Raw genomic sequence first — 17652 nt, forward strand, 5'->3', positions numbered from 1 at the left:
ACGTTGGTGTTCGCTATTAATGTTTGTTACCCTGACGTTAGCGTTTATTGTCAATTTGAGTCCTTAATGGAAGCCGTATCCAGCCAACAAAACAGTGCCCTCGATGGGCCTATTTTCACCACGTTTTTAAAGTATTTATTGCCCTCCATCGTCGGTATGTTAGCGATGAGTTCCGCCTCTCTTGTCGATGGTATCTTTATTGGTAATTTTGTTGGTGTGCCAGCGCTGGCTGCTGTCAATCTGATTATCCCGATACTGTCAGTGCTATTTGGCGTTGGTTTAATGTTGTCAATAGGCGGGTCGGTTAGAGCGGGGAAATATCTTGGGGAAAAAAATAGGGCGGCCGCTTCGGCGATATTTAGTAAAACCCTGATTGCTGTCGTCTTCTATGCGATTGTTATTATCGCAATTAGCCTAGTGCTTGAACCTTTTCTGTTTCGATTGCTTGGTGCCGGTGAAGCGTTGGCACCGTTAATGAGTGAATACTATCGAGTTGTTATGCCTTTTCTATTGGCACAACTGATGACTATTGTACTGTACTTCTTCGTCAGGCTTGATGGATTTCCCTCACTTGCCGCTACCGCCCTAGTGATTGGTGCGGTACTTAATGTGGGTCTAGATTATCTATTTATAGCGGTGTTCAATTGGGGGTTAAGTGGTGCTGCTTGGGCCACAGGGTTGTCACAGCTAATGCCGTTATTAACATTATTAATGTATTTTTTTAGTCGCAAGCGAAAGCTACGTTTCTCTTTGTGGCAAAAGAATTGGTCGGAAGTTATTCAAGCCGCCTATAACGGTTTGTCCGAGTTCATTAATGAAATTTCCGGCGGAATTATCGCTTTTATTTTCAACTTGATGTTGATCTCCCGCGCTGGGGTTGAAGGTGTCGCCGCTATTACGGTACTGAACTATCTGCTGATGATTGGTTTTATGGTTTATTTCTCAATTGCGGATACTGCGCAGGTGATGATAAGTCAAAATTTTGGGGCACAAAATGCACAGCGGCTAAAAGAATTCTTAAAGATTACGTTTTTTATGACAAGCGTAGTCAGTTTACTCACGATTCTGATTTTGTTGTTGTTTAACGAATCACTTATATACATGTTCTTAGATGATCGAGGTACCGAAGGGACCGTCGCAATGGCAATTGAATTCGTTTATTACGTTTGGCCCATGTTTATATTTGCGGGTGCCAACATGACAATATCCGGTTACCTTACCGCTATTCACTTACCATTCCAGTCCGGTATCGTTTCGTTGTCCCGTAGCCTTATTTTTCCTGCGTCACTGTTGATCTTGTTGTTTGTGTTATTTGACGACAATCGATTTGTCATCGCGCTGCCTGTTGGGGAATGTTTGACCTTTATTATTGCTTTAGCTTATTTCATTCGTCATAAACCAGCCCGAGCCATTGCTGAAGAAATGGTAAATATTACATAGCATTGCAACAAACTAGCGTGGATACACACTTTAGGAATAAGGTGTGTATCCACGCTAGCCTTTCGATTCAAAACGTATCTCTCATAATACTTTCATGTTATTGATGCTAAATTACCCATAATGAATGGCGTTTATATGTGATGAACATCACATATAAAAAGTTAATAATAGCGTCATCGAGTGAGAGGGGCTGTTACCCCAACAAGTCGTCACTCATTATTAACAGACACTTTAAGGGTAAATAAGATGAAAAAATTAACGGTTCTAGCTGCAACACTTCTAATGAGCGCAACGGCATTTGCAGGTACTCAAACGGTTTATAGCGAAACAAATTTATCAACAGCTGGATTTGCTTCTAAAGCGGCGGCATATGAAGCAGGTTTTGATTACGTTGATGCGTTAGAGACAGCCACCAACTCTGAGTTACATTTCAAATTAGCACCAATTGGCGAAAATTCAGTGTCGAATATTCAGTTAGATGACGCGATTGTTACGATTGAGGAGTTCTCTGAAGCCCGTGGTGAAATATCTTACCGCGCTATCGTGAATGTTGATTATCATTTCGACGCCCGCGATAACAACAACGACTAATATTTCGTTGTCTTAGAATTTGAAAAGCCAACGGGTTACGGCCTGTTGGCTTTTTGCCGTGATTACTTATTATTAGTACAGTCGATAATATCGGTATGAACCATTTCTGAATGCATCATACCGATGCAACGGCCACCATGACCTTCCAATAAAAGTTTTATCGCATACGAAGCCATACGACTGGCGATAATTCTGTTTCGTGCCTTTATTAATACCTGTAGGAGTATTTTGGTTTTGACTCAGTAAAATAACTCGATTGTGTCTCTTTACTACGTAGCATCTGTGTAATCCCACATCACGTTGCATTTATCTATATTAGCAGCCGTCAAAAGTTCAATTAAAGGGAAAGCTCGATTAGCCAAATTGACAGGTGTTTCAATGGCGTCGTTTTCTTCTTCGTTTTTATTAGAAGTGGTGGTCGCTTTTTCGATTTCTATGGCTGCTTTTAACTGGGTTAGTGCCGCTGGAATGTCTGCGGCCAATATGGCCCCGGGAACCGTGCCGCTGTGGCCGAGCATTTTTAGCATTTGTAGCCCAACATCACCAAACATAGTGACGTTAGCATAGGCAATACAGTTAAATGTTATTAACATATAGAATGACCTTTTAGATAACCGTCAGTTTGTATCGTGCAGTTCAAACAAGACGGAACATATTTATAAAGTAGACAAACCATACCATATATTCGACATATTGAACTTTTGTTACCCCCCAATAGCCCGTGTACGAATTTAAGGGTTACGAGATTGTGTCTTCTGATCATAGGCTTTTTCGTGAAATAATGGTTGCGCACATGTTAACTTTCTTCGTAGAAAGTAGTTGATTTTTGTGCTATATAAATTAATAGAATAACAATAAGAATAACTATAAAAATAATAATCTATGCGTCTGATTGGCTTCTTGAATCTTTTAAAGGAGCTTACAATGCCTACTCTATCTATTAAAACGCGATTATACCTACTGTCTATTCTTCCATTGCTACTTCTTGCTGCGGGCATGATGCTAGAAACCTATCTAAAAATGACGGAACTGAGTAATTCCCAGATGAAAATGGTTCGTTCTCAGATGCTTGAAATGCAGAGAGATCAACTGAAGGCATATATAGAAATTGTCGATTCTGCTCTATTACCTCTTAAAGAGAGTAATGCTCCCATAGAGAAAGTTGTTGAAGAGCTTTCAAAAATCAAATATGGACAAACGGGCTACATCTTTGGTTATACAAGCAAAGGGGTTCGAGTATTTAGTGGCAGTAGCTCTAAAGGTCTCGGAGATTCTTTTTGGAATAGCAAAGATTCCAACGGTAATTCCTTTATACAAGACATCATAAACGACGCAAAAAACGGTGAAGGATATACGTCTTACTATTTTCCTAAAGCTGGACAAAATGAACCTTTGGAAAAAATGAGCTTCTCTGTATATGAGCCTGAATGGGATCTCGTCATAGGGACGGGTTTCTATTTGGATGATGTAGAAGAAACCGTCTCTAATATGAGCGCCATGACAAATGAGCAAACGACCGAGAGCTTTACGACAATAGTAATGATCGGTGTAGTAACAATATTGGTCTCCGCCATGTTCGCTTTTTTTGTGACGAGAACCATTCTTAAGCCTCTTTATCAGTTTGACTCATCGATTGCTGATTTTGCTAGCGGTAAAGGTGATTTAACTGCTCGTATGGACCAATTTAAGGTTCCAGAATTCGCTAAATTAAGTGATAACTTCAATATATTTGTATCCAACCTCCAATCTATTATCAAAAATGTTACGCACGTAAGTACAGATATCGGCGAAGAAACGTCAAACATGCGAGGCCGGGCAGACAAAGTCGATACGTTATCCATGCAACAAAGAGAAGAGACCGAACAAGTTGCCACCGCGATGACAGAGATGACGTCAACCGCTCAAGAAATTTCAAGCAATGCCGTTAATGCAGCCGAGGCCGCTCATATTGCAGAAGATAAAGCGACAGAAGCGGTGACCACGGTTGATACAGCTGTTGTGTCGGTTGAATCACTAGCTAAAATCATTACTGATGCCGCGGTTTCAATGGGAAAACTGGAAAGCAATGTAGTCAATATCTCGACATCTCTTAACGTGATTGAAGAAATAGCGGAGCAGACGAACCTGTTGGCCTTGAATGCGGCTATTGAAGCTGCAAGAGCGGGAGAACAAGGTAGAGGTTTTGCGGTCGTGGCGGATGAGGTTCGACAGTTAGCCAGCCGAACTCAGCAAAGTACTCGTGAGATTAGTGATGTTATCGGTGAGCTTAAAGTCTCAACAACTGAAGCTGTGTCCGCAATGAATAATAGTAACAGCCAGAGTGAGTTGACGGTTGAACAAGCGACACAAGCTGGTTCTGCCTTACAAGAAATTTTAGCCGCCATCGCGACCATCATGGATATGAATGCATTGATAGCAACCGCTACCGAAGAACAGAGTCAGGTAGGAAAGGAGATATCTCAAAGGGTTGTCGTTATTTCAGATACCAGTAGTGAAACGGCAGATGTGGCGAATATGAACAGAGTAGCCAGTGGTGAACTTAACTCCAAAGCTCAGGACTTAAGTGCATTAGTGAGTCAGTTTGTCGTATAAACAGATATTGAAAGCAGTTTCTATTTTTGTATCGTTTTGATGTTTGAACAATTTAGATATGTAGCGGTATACGATAGTAAGTTAACTTATGAATCCCGATGAGAACCGTTTGTAATAAATAGTTGTTATTTGACCTAAATTTCATTTTTATTTTTTTAAACGGTTCCACTTCACATTTATGTATCTTCTTTTTCTTTAAAAACCCTCATTCTCATATAGTTAATTGTTTGTAATTAATAATATAAAACAATGACTTACATTTGAGGTGGGCCATGATCATGTACGAACATCGGTTTTTCAAATGCTTTGCATTACAGCTTTCGATTTAACCGAACGTAGTCCAATCGGTAGTATTTCGACAGGCGTTTCAAAAGCAGAAACACTATCGTACTAGGCGAAAACCTAGAATAATCAATGTGAATAATAAATAAGGAGACTGAGAGATGATAGCGATTGCAAGAGATCTCAGTAGCAAAAGTAAAACAGAAAAAATAATGTATTACCTCGGCCTGCCTTTGGCCATGGTCGTACTGATGGTGTTTTATTCAATACCAACACCCGACGGAATCACTTTTGAGGGAAAAATGTCTCTTGGGATATTCTTTTTCGCTTTGATTCTTTGGATCACAGAGTCTCTACCTAACTATGCAACATCAATGCTCGCAATTGCATTGCTATCGGTACTAGGTGGTTGGGCAGAAAAAGATGCACTTGGAACATTGGGTTACGGTGTGATTTGGTTGATGGTATCAGCGTTTATTATTACCTCTGGTATGGAAAAAAGTGGGCTCGCTAAGCGTATTGCATTAGCTATCATTACTCGATTTGGTAAAACTTGGAAGTCGATTCTGATGTCATTAATGGCCGCTAACTTTACCATTGCCTTTATCATTCCTTCGACAACTGCTCGTGCTGCAATGTTATTACCAATTGTATTGCTTATTGCTAAAGCTTATAACGTTGAAAAAGAAAATAAAAACTTAGGAAAATTACTTGCTATTCAAGGCTTACAAGCCAATAACATTTCAACAAGTGCAATTGTTACTGCAACCGCACCACAAATTTTAGCGATTGGCTTGCTTAAAGAATATACGGGTTCTGAAGTTTCTTGGGGTGAATGGTTTGTTGCGTCGGCACCAATTGCAATATTGACTCTAGTTGCCTCATTTTTTATCGGTTTGATGTTATTTAGGCCAAAAACTGATGCAAAAGCGGGTGGGGACGAAATTAAGCATATCCAAAAACAATACAATGATTTAGGTAAAGTATCGTTAGATGAGAAAAAAGCCGCCGCTATCTTTTTGTTAACCATTACTTTATGGGCAACAGATAAATGGCACCTTGATATATTTGGCTTTCAATTTAGTTTAGTGATGGTCGCTGTAATTGCTGCTTCGATGTTTTTTATGCCTTATATCGGGATATTGACTTGGAAAGAAGCCAAAATCCCTTGGAATCTAATGATATTTGCCGCAGGGGCTTATGCTTGTGGTGTATCACTTAGTGAAACGGGTGTTGCGACTTGGGCATTAAGTGGCTTGTTCTCAAGCCTTGGTGTGCAAAACATGAGTTTTACCATGCTTTATGGTGTGGTGATTGCGATATCTAGCTTTAGTCATTTTGTTTTCACCAGTAAAACAGTACGTGTCATTATCCTTATTCCTACTTTAATAGGTTTAGCTGAAACTGCAGGTGTAGCACCTCTAATGCTCGCACTTCCTGCTGCGTTTACTATTGCTGATACCATCACTTTGCCACCGCACAGTAAAGCGAATTTAGTTTATTACAGTACAGGCTACTTCTCCGTAAATAACCAATTACTCTACGGTATTCTGACGTTAATGGCGAAATGGTGCATCTTGTTCGGCGCGTCATTCACATGGTTTGCATATCTTGGGATCACGGCTTAATTGAGAGGGGAATAACATGAAAAACACAATGAAATATCTATCAGTAGGTTCTCTCCTTTTCACTGCTATGAGCCTTCAGGCAAACGAGTTGGGCGAGATACATAGTTACAGTGAAATCATTCAACCTGTTGAACGTGACGGAACGATTAGCATTACGGTTTCAGGTGTGACTAACGATCAAGGTATTCTTTATTTACCAAGCTATGAAGATAGCTCTATAAGAACCTATTCAACATTACGTGGGAAAGTGGAACACGCACCTGAGATGACGAATATTCACGGAAGAGACGTTATTGCTTATCAGTTTTCAGACTCCAATAGCCAGGTCACTCTAGAGCAGACCTTATTCGTCGAGGATGTGTATAAAACAAAGAAAGCAAAAATTAAATACAGTAAACCAGGTGGCGTAAAAAAAATCACTTATGAGTTCACCAATACAGCCCCTGTTACCATTGCAAATTATTCAGGTCAGCTCAGTGTACCGAATAAGACTGAATTGTACGGAGTTGTTGAACCTGAAAGATCGAAGAAAAAAAAGACCTTTGACATTAGGAAAGAGAGTGGCAGTAAAATAGTAGAAATTAGGCGTAAAAAGGTCGCTTCTGGTGACGAAGTTGTATTTAAGATCCGTACATATACGCCATCTCCTGTAATTAAGTGGACATTGTGGGCGTTGGTGATATTTTTGTCTGTCGCAATGCTTTGGAAGCGCCGTGATATTTTATCGAAGTTAGAAACCGAATCTCCCACTGATAAAGTGACAGCGAACTAAGGAGCAATGATGAAAAAACAAGCATTACTGCTTATTGCTGATGGGATGGGTGACTTACCTAATCCACAGCTCGGAGGAAAAACACCATTAGAATACGCACATACTCCTAATATGACTTATCTAGCATCTCAAGGTCTATTTGGTAATGTTCACCCTATTCAACCTGGTGTACCTGTAGGCACAGATGTCGGTCACTTAGCCATCTTTGGTTACGACCCTTATGAAGTTTATACTGGTCGAGGACCTATAGAGGCTTACGGGGCCGAAATTGACATGCTGCCGGGCGATATTGCTTTTCGTGGTAATTTTTCTACTATCGATGACGAATTCGTTGTACTGGATCGTCGCGCTGAAAGGATTAATAGTGGAACCCATGAACTTGCCAAGTCGGTCGATGGAATAAAACTATCTAACGGTACTCAAGTCATTGTAAGAGCACTTAGCGCCCATCGGGTAGCAGTGGTTTTACGTGGTGAGGGTTTATCTGAACATGTCACCACGTCTGATCCTGGTACAGCTAAAGAAGGTAATCATGTTGTTCAATCAACACCATTAAATGATTCACTTGAAGCTCAAACCACTGCGCTGTTAATTAATGAATTGAGTGAGAAGTTTTACGCTGTTTTATCCTTGCATCCGGTTAACCAAGCGAGAAAGATAAACAAACAAGTTCCAGCAAATATGATTTTGTTACGTGGCATAGGGAAAGAAATTCAAGCTCCCAAAGTGACGGAAAGATTCGGTATTACTGGTGCTTGTATTGCAGGGGACCGAACGGTATTGGGTATTGCAAGAATGTCAGGGCTGGATACATTTCATCAACCAAGCTTTACTGCTGGGTTCGATACAGATTTCGAAGGTAAAGCCAAAGTCGCGGTTGAAAAACTAAAGCAAGGGTACGATTGGGTAGTGTTACATGTAAAGTCCCCTGATCTAGCAGGCCATGATAATTTACCTCATGTAAAAGTAAAAATGGCTGAAAAGTTTGATCATATGATTGCGTATATATTGAAGAACATTGACCTCGACAATTGTTACGTTGGTTATACTAGTGATCATTCTACGCCATGTATTCGTCGTGATCATTCGGGTGACCCAGTCCCTACTTTTTTTGCTGGTTCGGATGTGCGGAAGACAGAGTTGCATGGTTTTGGAGAAAAATATCTTAACCATGGTTCACTTAATAATTTGACGGCACGAGAGTTCTTTTATATTCAAATGGATTATCTTGGCGTTATTCCCAAACTAGGTGCTTAGTTAAAGAATAAATGTGGTTCATTTAAAGGCAGCAACAAAGCAATGTTGCTGCCTTTCTCTCGGTTTATGGAGTAAGAAGTGAAGATAGAAAATTTAGAAGCATTTGTCACCATCGCAAAATTAAGAAGTTTTACTCAAGCTGCTGATGTTTGCTTTTGTACCCAAGCGACCATATCCCAACGTCTAAAAAATCTGGAAAATTACTTCAAAGCTCAACTATTCGATCGAGTAGGGCGTAATATCGAACTTACAGAATCAGGTAGAAGAATATTACCTTATTGCCAATCGGCTCTTGTTGCTATACACCAATCAAAAATTGAGTTGGAGGCCATTAATGGTTTATCAACTGGAAATTTATTACTTTGTAGTTCGAATACTCCGGGTATATATCTATTGCCACAAGTACTAGCGGATTTTCATATGCAATATCCGGGAGTGTTAATTGAATCTCGTATTAAATATGCCAAAGATGTAATACAAGAGATTTCATTTGAGGGAGAAGCAGAGTTAGGATTGATCTCGCAACCTAATCTTATTGATGACAAAAAATTGTGTTTTGAACCGGTTTTGAGAGATCAACTAACAGTGATAGCGTCACCAAATCACAACGATATAGGGAAGTGGAAGAGTAGTGGTAAAATTAGTCTGAAAGATCTACAAAAGAATAACTTATTAGTCTCCAATAGTAAGAGTTCCATTTTACAAAATCTAGAGCGAGCAAGTGATGAAAAAATTGATTTCAATAACACTATTGTTTTAGGAAGTATGGAAGCGGTAAAAAAATCCGTAATGTTAAATTCGGGTATCGCGATAGTGTCTAATTTTCTCGTTGAGGAGGAAATCGAAGATGGGAAGCTCTGCTCTTTTGATATTTCTGGTGTAGAGATGCAGAGACAAATCATGTTGATATATCGAAGTAATTGCAGTTTGTCCCCTGCTGCAGAAATGTTTATTCAAACGCTAAAAACTGATTTGTCTGATAAATACCCTTATTTATATATGCTTGACCATTAGCTAGTTTTCTGGAAACTGGTTTAATACATAGTAGCATCTTTTGTAGAGAATAGACTAGAGTATAACTGTACATACGTACAGTTATACTCTAGTCTATTGGTTCTACCCATGACTAGAGTATTTATGATGATAAAGATTTCAGTGAGCATTGATGTATCCGATTTGAAGAAGGCAGAAGCTTTCTATGTTGAAGCGCTTGGGTGTAAAAAGGTTCGGGATCAAGGCGCTATTATGGCTGTTCTTTCTGTTGACAATGCCGAGATATATCTGCAAGAAAAACAGGTCGGATCAAAGCCACTTGTATCGAGTAAGGCTGTCCGTGATTATGAACGTCATTGGACTCCAGTTCATTTAGACTTTCTTTGTAATAATGTGAATGAACGTGTTTCAAAAATACTAGAATTGGGTGGTTTACATGAGGGAGGAGAGAGCGGTGAGTGGGGTTCTATTGCTCATTGTGCTGACCCTTTCGGTAATGGATTTTGCTTAATCAACGAGTAATATTTTTTGCATGTAGGGCAATGTCATCCACAGCAGATATTCTCTCACGATTTTTTTAATGATAAAGGCAAAACTAACTGCATTAAATCTGATTGTGAGTAGTTTTCTGCTTCTTGACCATTGGCGATTAAATCGAGCAGATGAAGTTCCGACATGTCACCAAATTCTGTTTTTAAATAGTCCCTAAAAGCTTGCTGGTTCGGCCATTTACCTCGAACGATGTAACCTTCTTCTTTATCGAAATCTTCGGTTTCAAAAAATGAAAAATCCGTCATACCGATGTTGTGGCAATACAATACAAGATACATGCTTAGTCCTTAGGGTGAGGGTTAACAGGTTAGGTATTTAAAAGGATAACGGAGGTAGATGCAAGCAACAAAGCCGTCCGTGTTGGGTAACTAATATTCTAATCTGTCTGGTAACCGTTCTTGCATAAAATCAAGGAAAGCGGTGACTTTTCTTGAACGGTTAAAGCGCTCTGAAGATAAGAGTGCGACGATGTCTGCGGTAGCGAGTTCGTATGAAGGGAGGACTTGTACTAGTTGTCCGCTCTCAAGTTCTTGCTGTACATCCCACTCAGAACGTTGAATTATCCCTTGTCCAGCAACGCACCAATCCTTCGTCACCTGGCTGACGTTACTTGATAAAACGGGAGAGACTCTGACATTTTTCACGTGACCAGTGATTGCTTCAGTGAAACGCCACATAGTAGCATCTTCATTATTCTCTCTTAGTGCAATACATCGATGATTCCCTAAGTCTGTCGGTGTTTCTAATGGCGGCGCGGACTTGATATAACGAGGAGAAGCCAGTAAAAACCGTCTATTTTTGGCTAAAACGACTCTTTTAAGGGAGGAATCATCCAATTGACCAATGTAAAACATGATATCGGGGCTATTGTGCACTGACCACTTAGGGATATCTGAGAGGCTAAGTTCGATTTTTGTTAACGGGTATTGGTTTTGAAATTCCGCTGCGATTGGGCCAATGTGCCGCTCTCCAAAGCCAATGGGAGAAACCAACTTTAAATCACCAGAAATGGCTAACTTCTTGTCCGAAATATCTTGTTGAAGATTTTCTAATTCCAACAAGATCAGTTGTCCTTTTCTAGCAAAGATTTCCCCTTCATTGGTCAATGATATTGAACGAGCATTTCTTTCTACCAGTTTAACCCCGAGTTTACCTTCAATATTTTGCAACCGTTGAGAGACACTTGGTGGAGTGACATTCATTTTTCGAGCGGCGGCAGCTAACGAGCGACTCGCTGCAATGGTAATAAAAAACTCAATATCTTGAGATGTCACCATTAAGTTCAACCTTAATTATAGAGTTAGTAGCCATTAATTTAACTTTATCTTGTCCGGTTGTAAAATATCAAAACAAAAACCTCATACGAGATGTGAAATGGAACACTTATTAACGTTACACAGTGCTGATTGGGTCTATTCATTTTTATTTACCATCGCCGTAGTTGCAGGTATCGTTGATGCGATTGCGGGTGGTGGTGGGCTTATCACGATACCTAGTCTATTGTTATTGGGTCTACCTCCAATGGTTGCTCTTGGCACGAACAAACTTCAAGCCGTCATTGGTGAATTGACGACGTCACTTGTGTTTATTTTCAGTAAACAGCTTCCAACGAAAGGAATAATATTAGGGATTATTTTTACTTCGATAGGTGCGATAGCAGGTTCCGTTGCTGTGAGTCTAGTTGATAAAGAATCGCTACAGGTACTATTGCCATTTATGATGGCGGGCATTACGATTTACTCGATAACGTCAAGTAAACTTAAATCAACTGATGCATCCGAAGCTAAGTTGTCTATATCCAGTTTTATGGTATTGAATGGACTGCTCATTGGCTTTTATAATGGTTTTTTTGGTCCCGGAACGGGGTCATTTTGGATGTTGGCATTTGTGATATTACTGGGCTACACCATTAAACAAGCGACAATGGCAACCAAACCTTTGAACCTTGTTGGAAACATGGCGTCACTGATACTTTTTATTGCATTAGGGCATGTAGACTACACAATGGGTTTGATTATGGGGGCAGGGCAGATAGTAGGCTCTGTCATTGGCAGTAAGTTTGTCATTGCGTATGGTACTAAGCTTGTTCGTCCGGTGTTCATCTCTGTGAGTATGGCGATGACGGCCAAGTTGATATACGAAAACTGGCCCATCGAATTATTTATTTAGCTTGCACTGGGGGGTCATTTAGGAAGTCATTCCCTAGAGCCCAACAACCGTAAAGACCAATCTTCGACTACGTGCTTGTCTAAGCGACATTCGACTAGCTTTCTCCATGAGTCAACTAGAGGCAAAGTTAACAGTTGTCGGAGTTCTTGTTCATCTAGACAGCCTTCAAAAATTAGCCCCATTATTCTCGATAAAGGCCAATCTGGATAAGGTCGGTCACAGAGAATAATGTCGTCACCTTCTCCTAACTCTCCTGTTTCCAAAACCCTAAAATACCAACCAGTTCGTAGTGTGTTTTGTAGTCTAAGCGACATATCCTGCTGCTCAAATCTCACGTTTAATTTCCAGCACGGCATTCGTCCTTGTGATACTTCAAGAAGCGTTGATCCGATACGAATCTTATCTTCCAGACAAATCGTATACTCATTTAGACCGATTGAACTAATGTTTTCGCCAAAAGCACCGACAGTATTAAGGACAGGTTTCTCCCCGATCTCTTTGCGCCATTCTGGGTAATGTTCGGTCGGATAGATATGAAGTGCTTTTTCTACCCCTCCGTGAAAACGTGGATCTCCTTGCTCATCATCAGTAATACCTAATGCTGAAACCTGTTGGCGTCCAGTCGTTGGTTTTTTATTTATTGCGCTTTGCACTCCTTTAGCAAATGGCACTGTTTTACCAACCAAAACCGCATTTACTATTCCTAACGGTGTCATATTTACTCTTTAGTCCTCATTTCAAATAGCATCAAAATGAAAAATGCTGCCCTTTATCGTAAGCCCATTTATTCGGATATTATTAGTTACCTGTTCTTACAATGAAACCTCAACATCGATTAAATCAACACAATTCTGAGGTCGAGAGCGAGTGTTATCAGTGTGCCATTGACCATTTACTGTCCTAACATTTGCTAATAGTGCAATTTGGATGCATTTCCAATCACCAGTCACTATGCCTTTGCTGTCAGTACCGCCAAATTGATAACACAAGACCTGCTGTCGTCCATTTTTTTTGCCTATAACGTGAGGACACATTTCTTTTTCATGCCCTTGGTAGGTGGCAAAAACCTGCTTTTTATTAATTATTGCGTCTCGAACTAACTCATATGTAATAGCCATAAAAAATTCCTTTATTCTTTAGTCAACCGAGGTTACCAATTTACTTAACATATTCAGTTTAAATGTTATCAATTTAAAAGGCATCCATTTGAGACATGACCGTTGTTGCATCGATAAATCATAGTTACCTAGTAATACGTGTAGTTTACCTGAAATACAGAAGAAGCGTATAAAGGGAGAGGTAATTCACGTTATAAACTGTATTAGACACATGACCGACTAGTGAACAAGGAAACGTGGTATATTTTCGCTCCTTAACGTTTTAGCCAATCGTTTTTTACCCATTGTTAAAGCGTTATATTTTTATGTAGGTTTGCGTCAATATTCAAGGAATAGGTATGAATTCAAGTAATAATCAATGGGTGTTAGATCTAGGTCAAAAGCACATTATTATTCAACGTAGATATGAAATGCTGGGCGCGATAAATGATTTATTGATCGCCGTGTGGTTTTTGATCGGCAGTTTTTTCTTTCTCACCGCTTCATTGGTTGAAAGTGGTACTTGGCTATTCGTCGTGGGTAGTGCTCAACTGCTTATTAAGCCAACATTAAAACTGATAAGTCTGGTACACGTAAGCCGGATTTATGATTCAAAAACAAATAAGTGAGTACTAATACCCGAGCATCAATCGCTAAATGTAACAAGTTTTAAGGAGTGCCTACGATGTTTTTTGACAGATTTGAATGCCGTATCGGCAGCGTAATAGTTGTTGGCGATAAAAACGGGCTGACACAACTTTGCATAGATAACGGAAGCAAAGATTTTTCAATTCCATCAGATTGGCAGCATAACCCGGATAACTTTAATGATGTACGACGGCAATTGAACGAATATCTTAGCGGTATTCGTTGTCAATTCGATCTTAAAATATCACCTCAGGGAACCGAGTTTCAAAAAAGGGTATGGCAAGCTTTAACTACTGTTCCTTATGCTCAAACGGAAAGCTACAAAGCGGTCGCAGAAAAGATAGGTGATGGAAAAGCAAGCCGTGCCGTTGGCATGGCAAACAATAAAAACCCGCTGCCGATTATCATCCCTTGTCATCGAGTCATCGGCAGTAATCGCAAGTTAACGGGTTATGCCTTTGGGTTAGATATCAAAACCAAGCTGATTGATTTGGAGCTGATCAATACGGTATTTCGGCGATTAGCCGGACACTTCGGTGAATTTACGTGGTGGTATTCTGACAATCCTTACGAGGTAATGGTGGGGGCTATTCTGACTCAAAATACCAACTGGAAAAATGTAGAAAAAGCCTTAAATAATCTAAACGGTCAACTCTGTCCTAAAAAGATATTGGCTATGTCGGAAAGTTCGCTTGCAGAATTAATAAGGCCTAGCGGGTACTACAACCAAAAAGCAATCAAACTTAGAGCCATGACGAAATGGTATCAGCACTATCAGTTCGATATCGAGAATGTACGCAGCCAAGACAAGCAAAAATTGAGAAATGAACTGATGGCGATAAAAGGCATTGGTGGTGAAACCGCTGACTCTATCCTTGTCTATGCCATCGGAAAATCATCTTTCGTTATTGATGCTTATACCCGTCGAATATTTTCTAGAGTAGGGCTTAACGTACCGAAAGATTATGATGAGTTTAGGGCGAAGATAGAAGATGCAATAACAGATGACTGCGCAAAATACGCATACTTTCATGGCCTCATGGTCGAACACGCCAAGGCCTTTTGCCTTAAATCAAAAGCGAAATGTCTTGTGTGTCCAATGCAAGAGTTCTGTCAATCTTCAACGCTACACACTATCTAAGAAATAAAGAGGTCCCAAATGACAAAAACTACGGGTTCATATCAAATGAGTCGATTAAAAGGTTGATTAGCGAAATAGTAGCGAGCGGAAACTCATTAGTAATTGCAATATAATAAGACGATGAATTAGCGGGGCATTATGAGGCAACACGGAAAATTATTCTGCTGTATAAAGAGATGACAATTAAAAAGAGAGGCAGTAGAGATCACCTCTCTTAGATGAGGCTTATGATTTGGGATTCCTCATAGCGCCTCGATGAGATTGAAATTCGTCTGCGTCAATAAATGCATTATCATTTGAGTCGATACGCTCAAACATATCATCACTGTTAAATGAATTTTTTAAGAGGCGACCTTCAGATTTACGCTGCTCTTGCCTTGTTTTCTGAAAGTAATCAAACTCTTCCTCAGATATTAGTCCGTCTTGATTCGTATCAAAATCAGAAAATACAGGCATCTGGGACATGCCCATTCCTCCATTTCCTCTTCCGATAGCATCAACTGACAGAGAAATAGTGAGACAACCTAGTAGTATCGATAGAAAATAGCGATTCATGGTTTTCTCCTTTGCCAACTTCTCAACCAAATTATACACCCAATTAACCACTATAATTGTAAGGTTATGTAAAGATTATATCGATTGGCTGAGATAGTTTTTTTTAAGAAAAGGGCTATACAAACGCCTTCAAAGTAACTGCCTCGATGGAAGTTCTGCCTACTTCAAGATGCGACTTTCTCGTAAATCACTACGAAATGGTACACATTGATGGGCTTCTGACATTTGCGGAGATCGGTTATCTATCCTAAGTTAAATATGAGCCTTTGTTAATATGTACGGATGTGGATAGGTACTTCTATGTTCTGCTGAATCGTTCAAACTGTCTGGTTAGATCTCTTAACGTAATTCTAATTGTACAGTTTTTGGAAGTAATACATGCAAGTAACTGATTAAAAGGAATTATAATGAGCAATAGATATAAAAAAGTTATTATCGCAACTGCAGTGGCGTCTTCATTAATTGGTATAACAGGATGTGTAGGGAGTAATGCAGTAACCGCAAACGTAATGGAATTTAATGTGAAAGTTGTTGATAATCGATACGCTAGAGGCGGGTTAAATATATTGATGGCTCCTGTTTATGGTATATCAATAGCAGTCGATTACTTGATATTTAATTCACTTGAATTTTGGACAGGAAAAAACCCTCTCAATGGCAGTCCTCATATATTTGATTCAAAAGTAGATACAGACTTTAAGATAAATGATGATTTAGACTCTTCATTGACGGATGCTCCGGTTGATCCGCTGACTAATTTACGCATTATTGATACAGGTGTAATGAAGCAAGTGGACGATAATACATTAGAGATGAAGATCACATACAACAATGGTGATGTGTCGGTGTTAACTGGAGTAAGACAGGGGCAATTAATTACGTACTATATTGACGGTCTAGTCGTCAGCGAAACTTCGATGACACAATTGAGAGAATTTATAGACTCTTAAATTGGTTGATTGTGCACAGTCACCAGTGTCGATAGGGAGAGATAACCGTCGACACTCGTGATGCATTGTTCTGATCATCAGTCATTCACCATAACGACCTCTTATGTTTTATATCTACAAACAGGTTAATCTAGGTGTGTCATCTAACAACCAAGATATCCAACGCTTTCGTGAATGTAATATAAACTGTTCAGTAGGTTCTATACCACTAATGATATAACCATCTGCAGGTTCATTTTCCACTGCCGCTCTAAATATCCAGTTTTCGCTATGAATTCGTTGCCCACTCAAAAGAGAATCACTTAATTTTTGGTTAGTGATAGCAATCGTTAGCCCTTGTACCGAGTGAATGCCCAATCGAGTTTCAGCAAATCCGCCAATCGCTATTGGTACTGTAATTGAACAATGGCGATTCTGTACATCAACATTTGTATATTTACCTTCTCCAACCCGTCCTTTCATCCAAAGTAGTTGTCCTTCTGTCATATTTTTCACGGTTAATATTCCCATCGTTCCTTCCGGTAAGCTTTCTATTTCGGTTGCCTGAGCGATAACAAATACACTCATTAAGGCAAGTAAAGTAGTCAGTGACTTCATTCTGTCCCCCTTTCATTGCAATAAGCTGGAGTGCCTTTTTGGCTTAATAAGTAGATCAGCCAAAAAGGGCCGATAACAGGAATTATAAACACCCAACTCCACCAACCAGAACGTCCTATGTCGTGTAAGCGCCGAAGTACTATCGCTAACAAAGGTGTTAAGCTAATTAGGCTATAAGACACATCAAACCAGCCTGAATTTTGCAGCCAGATGTCTACCGATATAAACACTAACGTCACACAACAATGAGCCAACATGAACATCCAGAATTCCTGTCTGGACGTGCAGCCTGAGAAATCAAAATAGCGCCTCCAAGCATTTAGATAAAACACAAACAAGTTAAATACCATTTGTCCACCTCTCTTATTGTCGTTGGATGACATTATCT

The 17652-nt window shown here is 39.7% G+C and carries 20 protein-coding genes; 12 read left to right on the plus strand and 8 right to left on the minus strand.

The window, feature by feature from the left end; all coding sequences use genetic code 11:
* Positions 1–66 precede the first annotated feature (66 nt).
* Positions 67–1440, plus strand: a complete 1374-nt coding sequence (locus tag IUZ65_RS04945; protein WP_195702685.1) for an MATE family efflux transporter — start codon at positions 67–69, stop codon at positions 1438–1440.
* Positions 1441–1686: 246 nt separating this feature from the next.
* Entirely contained in the window at positions 1687–2031 is a 345-nt protein-coding gene (locus IUZ65_RS04950; RefSeq protein WP_195702686.1) for a DUF3316 domain-containing protein, read from the plus strand.
* A gap of 269 nt (positions 2032–2300) precedes the next feature.
* Here the strand turns inward: IUZ65_RS04950 and IUZ65_RS04955 are convergent, their stop codons facing one another.
* A complete protein-coding gene (locus tag IUZ65_RS04955) occupies positions 2301–2624 on the minus strand; it encodes a DUF1840 domain-containing protein (RefSeq protein ID WP_195702687.1) in 324 nt (107 codons plus the stop codon).
* A gap of 331 nt (positions 2625–2955) precedes the next feature.
* Here IUZ65_RS04955 and IUZ65_RS04960 point away from each other — a divergent pair, with 331 nt between their 5' ends.
* From IUZ65_RS04960 to IUZ65_RS04985, 6 genes are all read left to right on the plus strand, one after another.
* Positions 2956–4623 (plus strand): methyl-accepting chemotaxis protein, encoded by a 1668-nt coding sequence (locus IUZ65_RS04960; RefSeq protein ID WP_195702688.1) that lies wholly within the window; start codon positions 2956–2958, stop codon positions 4621–4623.
* A gap of 443 nt (positions 4624–5066) precedes the next feature.
* Positions 5067–6533, plus strand: a complete 1467-nt coding sequence (locus tag IUZ65_RS04965) for an SLC13 family permease (protein ID WP_195702689.1) — start codon at positions 5067–5069, stop codon at positions 6531–6533.
* Between the two features lie 16 nt (positions 6534–6549).
* The gene (locus tag IUZ65_RS04970) at positions 6550–7305 is read left to right on the plus strand and encodes a hypothetical protein (protein WP_195702690.1); all 756 of its coding nucleotides are present in this window, start codon (positions 6550–6552) and stop codon (positions 7303–7305) included.
* Between the two features lie 6 nt (positions 7306–7311).
* Positions 7312–8562, plus strand: a complete 1251-nt coding sequence (apgM, locus tag IUZ65_RS04975; protein ID WP_231363601.1) for a 2,3-bisphosphoglycerate-independent phosphoglycerate mutase — start codon at positions 7312–7314, stop codon at positions 8560–8562.
* A gap of 78 nt (positions 8563–8640) precedes the next feature.
* Entirely contained in the window at positions 8641–9576 is a 936-nt protein-coding gene (locus IUZ65_RS04980; RefSeq protein ID WP_195702692.1) for a LysR family transcriptional regulator, read from the plus strand.
* 123 nt (positions 9577–9699) lie between these two features.
* Entirely contained in the window at positions 9700–10077 is a 378-nt protein-coding gene (locus IUZ65_RS04985; RefSeq protein WP_231363602.1) for a VOC family protein, read from the plus strand.
* A gap of 44 nt (positions 10078–10121) precedes the next feature.
* Here the strand turns inward: IUZ65_RS04985 and IUZ65_RS04990 are convergent, their stop codons facing one another.
* Both IUZ65_RS04990 and IUZ65_RS04995 read right to left on the minus strand, forming a co-directional pair.
* A complete protein-coding gene (locus IUZ65_RS04990; RefSeq protein WP_195702694.1) occupies positions 10122–10385 on the minus strand; it encodes a hypothetical protein in 264 nt (87 codons plus the stop codon).
* A 90-nt stretch (positions 10386–10475) separates the two neighbouring features.
* Positions 10476–11384, minus strand: coding sequence for a LysR substrate-binding domain-containing protein (locus tag IUZ65_RS04995; RefSeq protein ID WP_195702695.1), 909 nt, complete (start codon positions 11382–11384; stop codon positions 10476–10478).
* Between the two features lie 97 nt (positions 11385–11481).
* Here IUZ65_RS04995 and IUZ65_RS05000 point away from each other — a divergent pair, with 97 nt between their 5' ends.
* On the plus strand, positions 11482–12276 hold the full coding sequence (locus IUZ65_RS05000) for a TSUP family transporter (protein WP_195702696.1): 795 nt from the start codon (positions 11482–11484) through the stop codon (positions 12274–12276).
* 26 nt (positions 12277–12302) lie between these two features.
* On the opposite strand, the gene IUZ65_RS05005 is transcribed toward IUZ65_RS05000, so the two are convergent.
* A complete protein-coding gene (locus IUZ65_RS05005) occupies positions 12303–12992 on the minus strand; it encodes an MOSC domain-containing protein (RefSeq protein WP_195702697.1) in 690 nt (229 codons plus the stop codon).
* A gap of 96 nt (positions 12993–13088) precedes the next feature.
* A complete protein-coding gene (locus IUZ65_RS05010; RefSeq protein WP_195702698.1) occupies positions 13089–13394 on the minus strand; it encodes a hypothetical protein in 306 nt (101 codons plus the stop codon).
* A gap of 338 nt (positions 13395–13732) precedes the next feature.
* Here IUZ65_RS05010 and IUZ65_RS05015 point away from each other — a divergent pair, with 338 nt between their 5' ends.
* Positions 13733–14002: a YrhK family protein gene (locus IUZ65_RS05015; RefSeq protein ID WP_195702699.1), complete on the plus strand. Its 270-nt coding sequence runs from the start codon at positions 13733–13735 to the stop codon at positions 14000–14002.
* Between the two features lie 56 nt (positions 14003–14058).
* Positions 14059–15162: a methylated-DNA--[protein]-cysteine S-methyltransferase gene (locus IUZ65_RS05020; protein ID WP_195702700.1), complete on the plus strand. Its 1104-nt coding sequence runs from the start codon at positions 14059–14061 to the stop codon at positions 15160–15162.
* Between the two features lie 225 nt (positions 15163–15387).
* On the opposite strand, the gene IUZ65_RS05025 is transcribed toward IUZ65_RS05020, so the two are convergent.
* The gene (locus tag IUZ65_RS05025; RefSeq protein ID WP_195702701.1) at positions 15388–15717 is read right to left on the minus strand and encodes an EF-hand domain-containing protein; all 330 of its coding nucleotides are present in this window, start codon (positions 15715–15717) and stop codon (positions 15388–15390) included.
* Positions 15718–16124: 407 nt separating this feature from the next.
* On the opposite strand from IUZ65_RS05025, the gene IUZ65_RS05030 reads away from it, so the two are divergent.
* Positions 16125–16667, plus strand: a complete 543-nt coding sequence (locus tag IUZ65_RS05030; RefSeq protein WP_195702702.1) for a DUF3332 family protein — start codon at positions 16125–16127, stop codon at positions 16665–16667.
* A gap of 114 nt (positions 16668–16781) precedes the next feature.
* On the opposite strand, the gene IUZ65_RS05035 is transcribed toward IUZ65_RS05030, so the two are convergent.
* Positions 16782–17264, minus strand: coding sequence for a hypothetical protein (locus tag IUZ65_RS05035; protein ID WP_195702703.1), 483 nt, complete (start codon positions 17262–17264; stop codon positions 16782–16784).
* Entirely contained in the window at positions 17261–17614 is a 354-nt protein-coding gene (locus IUZ65_RS05040; RefSeq protein WP_195702704.1) for a DUF805 domain-containing protein, read from the minus strand. Before IUZ65_RS05040 ends, IUZ65_RS05035 begins: the two co-directional genes overlap by 4 nt.
* Positions 17615–17652 lie beyond the last annotated feature (38 nt).

It is taken from the genome of Vibrio sp. VB16, assembly GCF_015594925.2.
Lineage (GTDB): Bacteria > Pseudomonadota > Gammaproteobacteria > Enterobacterales > Vibrionaceae > Vibrio.

Excerpts from the sequence above, each read along its gene's own strand:
- IUZ65_RS04945 (WP_195702685.1), top strand. The coding sequence starts at position 67 with ATGGAAGCCGTATCCAGCCAACAAAACAGTGCCCTCGATGGGCCTATT.
- IUZ65_RS04950 (WP_195702686.1), top strand. The coding sequence starts at position 1,687 with ATGAAAAAATTAACGGTTCTAGCTGCAACACTTCTAATGAGCGCAACG.
- IUZ65_RS04955 (WP_195702687.1), bottom strand. The coding sequence starts at position 2,624 with ATGTTAATAACATTTAACTGTATTGCCTATGCTAACGTCACTATGTTT.
- IUZ65_RS04960 (WP_195702688.1), top strand. The coding sequence starts at position 2,956 with ATGCCTACTCTATCTATTAAAACGCGATTATACCTACTGTCTATTCTT.
- IUZ65_RS04965 (WP_195702689.1), top strand. The coding sequence starts at position 5,067 with ATGATAGCGATTGCAAGAGATCTCAGTAGCAAAAGTAAAACAGAAAAA.
- IUZ65_RS04970 (WP_195702690.1), top strand. The coding sequence starts at position 6,550 with ATGAAAAACACAATGAAATATCTATCAGTAGGTTCTCTCCTTTTCACT.
- apgM (WP_231363601.1), top strand. The coding sequence starts at position 7,312 with ATGATGAAAAAACAAGCATTACTGCTTATTGCTGATGGGATGGGTGAC.
- IUZ65_RS04985 (WP_231363602.1), top strand. The coding sequence starts at position 9,700 with ATGATGATAAAGATTTCAGTGAGCATTGATGTATCCGATTTGAAGAAG.
- IUZ65_RS04990 (WP_195702694.1), bottom strand. The coding sequence starts at position 10,385 with ATGTATCTTGTATTGTATTGCCACAACATCGGTATGACGGATTTTTCA.
- IUZ65_RS04995 (WP_195702695.1), bottom strand. The coding sequence starts at position 11,384 with ATGGTGACATCTCAAGATATTGAGTTTTTTATTACCATTGCAGCGAGT.
- IUZ65_RS05000 (WP_195702696.1), top strand. The coding sequence starts at position 11,482 with ATGGAACACTTATTAACGTTACACAGTGCTGATTGGGTCTATTCATTT.
- IUZ65_RS05005 (WP_195702697.1), bottom strand. The coding sequence starts at position 12,992 with ATGACACCGTTAGGAATAGTAAATGCGGTTTTGGTTGGTAAAACAGTG.
- IUZ65_RS05010 (WP_195702698.1), bottom strand. The coding sequence starts at position 13,394 with ATGGCTATTACATATGAGTTAGTTCGAGACGCAATAATTAATAAAAAG.
- IUZ65_RS05015 (WP_195702699.1), top strand. The coding sequence starts at position 13,733 with ATGAATTCAAGTAATAATCAATGGGTGTTAGATCTAGGTCAAAAGCAC.
- IUZ65_RS05020 (WP_195702700.1), top strand. The coding sequence starts at position 14,059 with ATGTTTTTTGACAGATTTGAATGCCGTATCGGCAGCGTAATAGTTGTT.
- IUZ65_RS05025 (WP_195702701.1), bottom strand. The coding sequence starts at position 15,717 with ATGAATCGCTATTTTCTATCGATACTACTAGGTTGTCTCACTATTTCT.
- IUZ65_RS05030 (WP_195702702.1), top strand. The coding sequence starts at position 16,125 with ATGAGCAATAGATATAAAAAAGTTATTATCGCAACTGCAGTGGCGTCT.
- IUZ65_RS05035 (WP_195702703.1), bottom strand. The coding sequence starts at position 17,264 with ATGAAGTCACTGACTACTTTACTTGCCTTAATGAGTGTATTTGTTATC.
- IUZ65_RS05040 (WP_195702704.1), bottom strand. The coding sequence starts at position 17,614 with ATGGTATTTAACTTGTTTGTGTTTTATCTAAATGCTTGGAGGCGCTAT.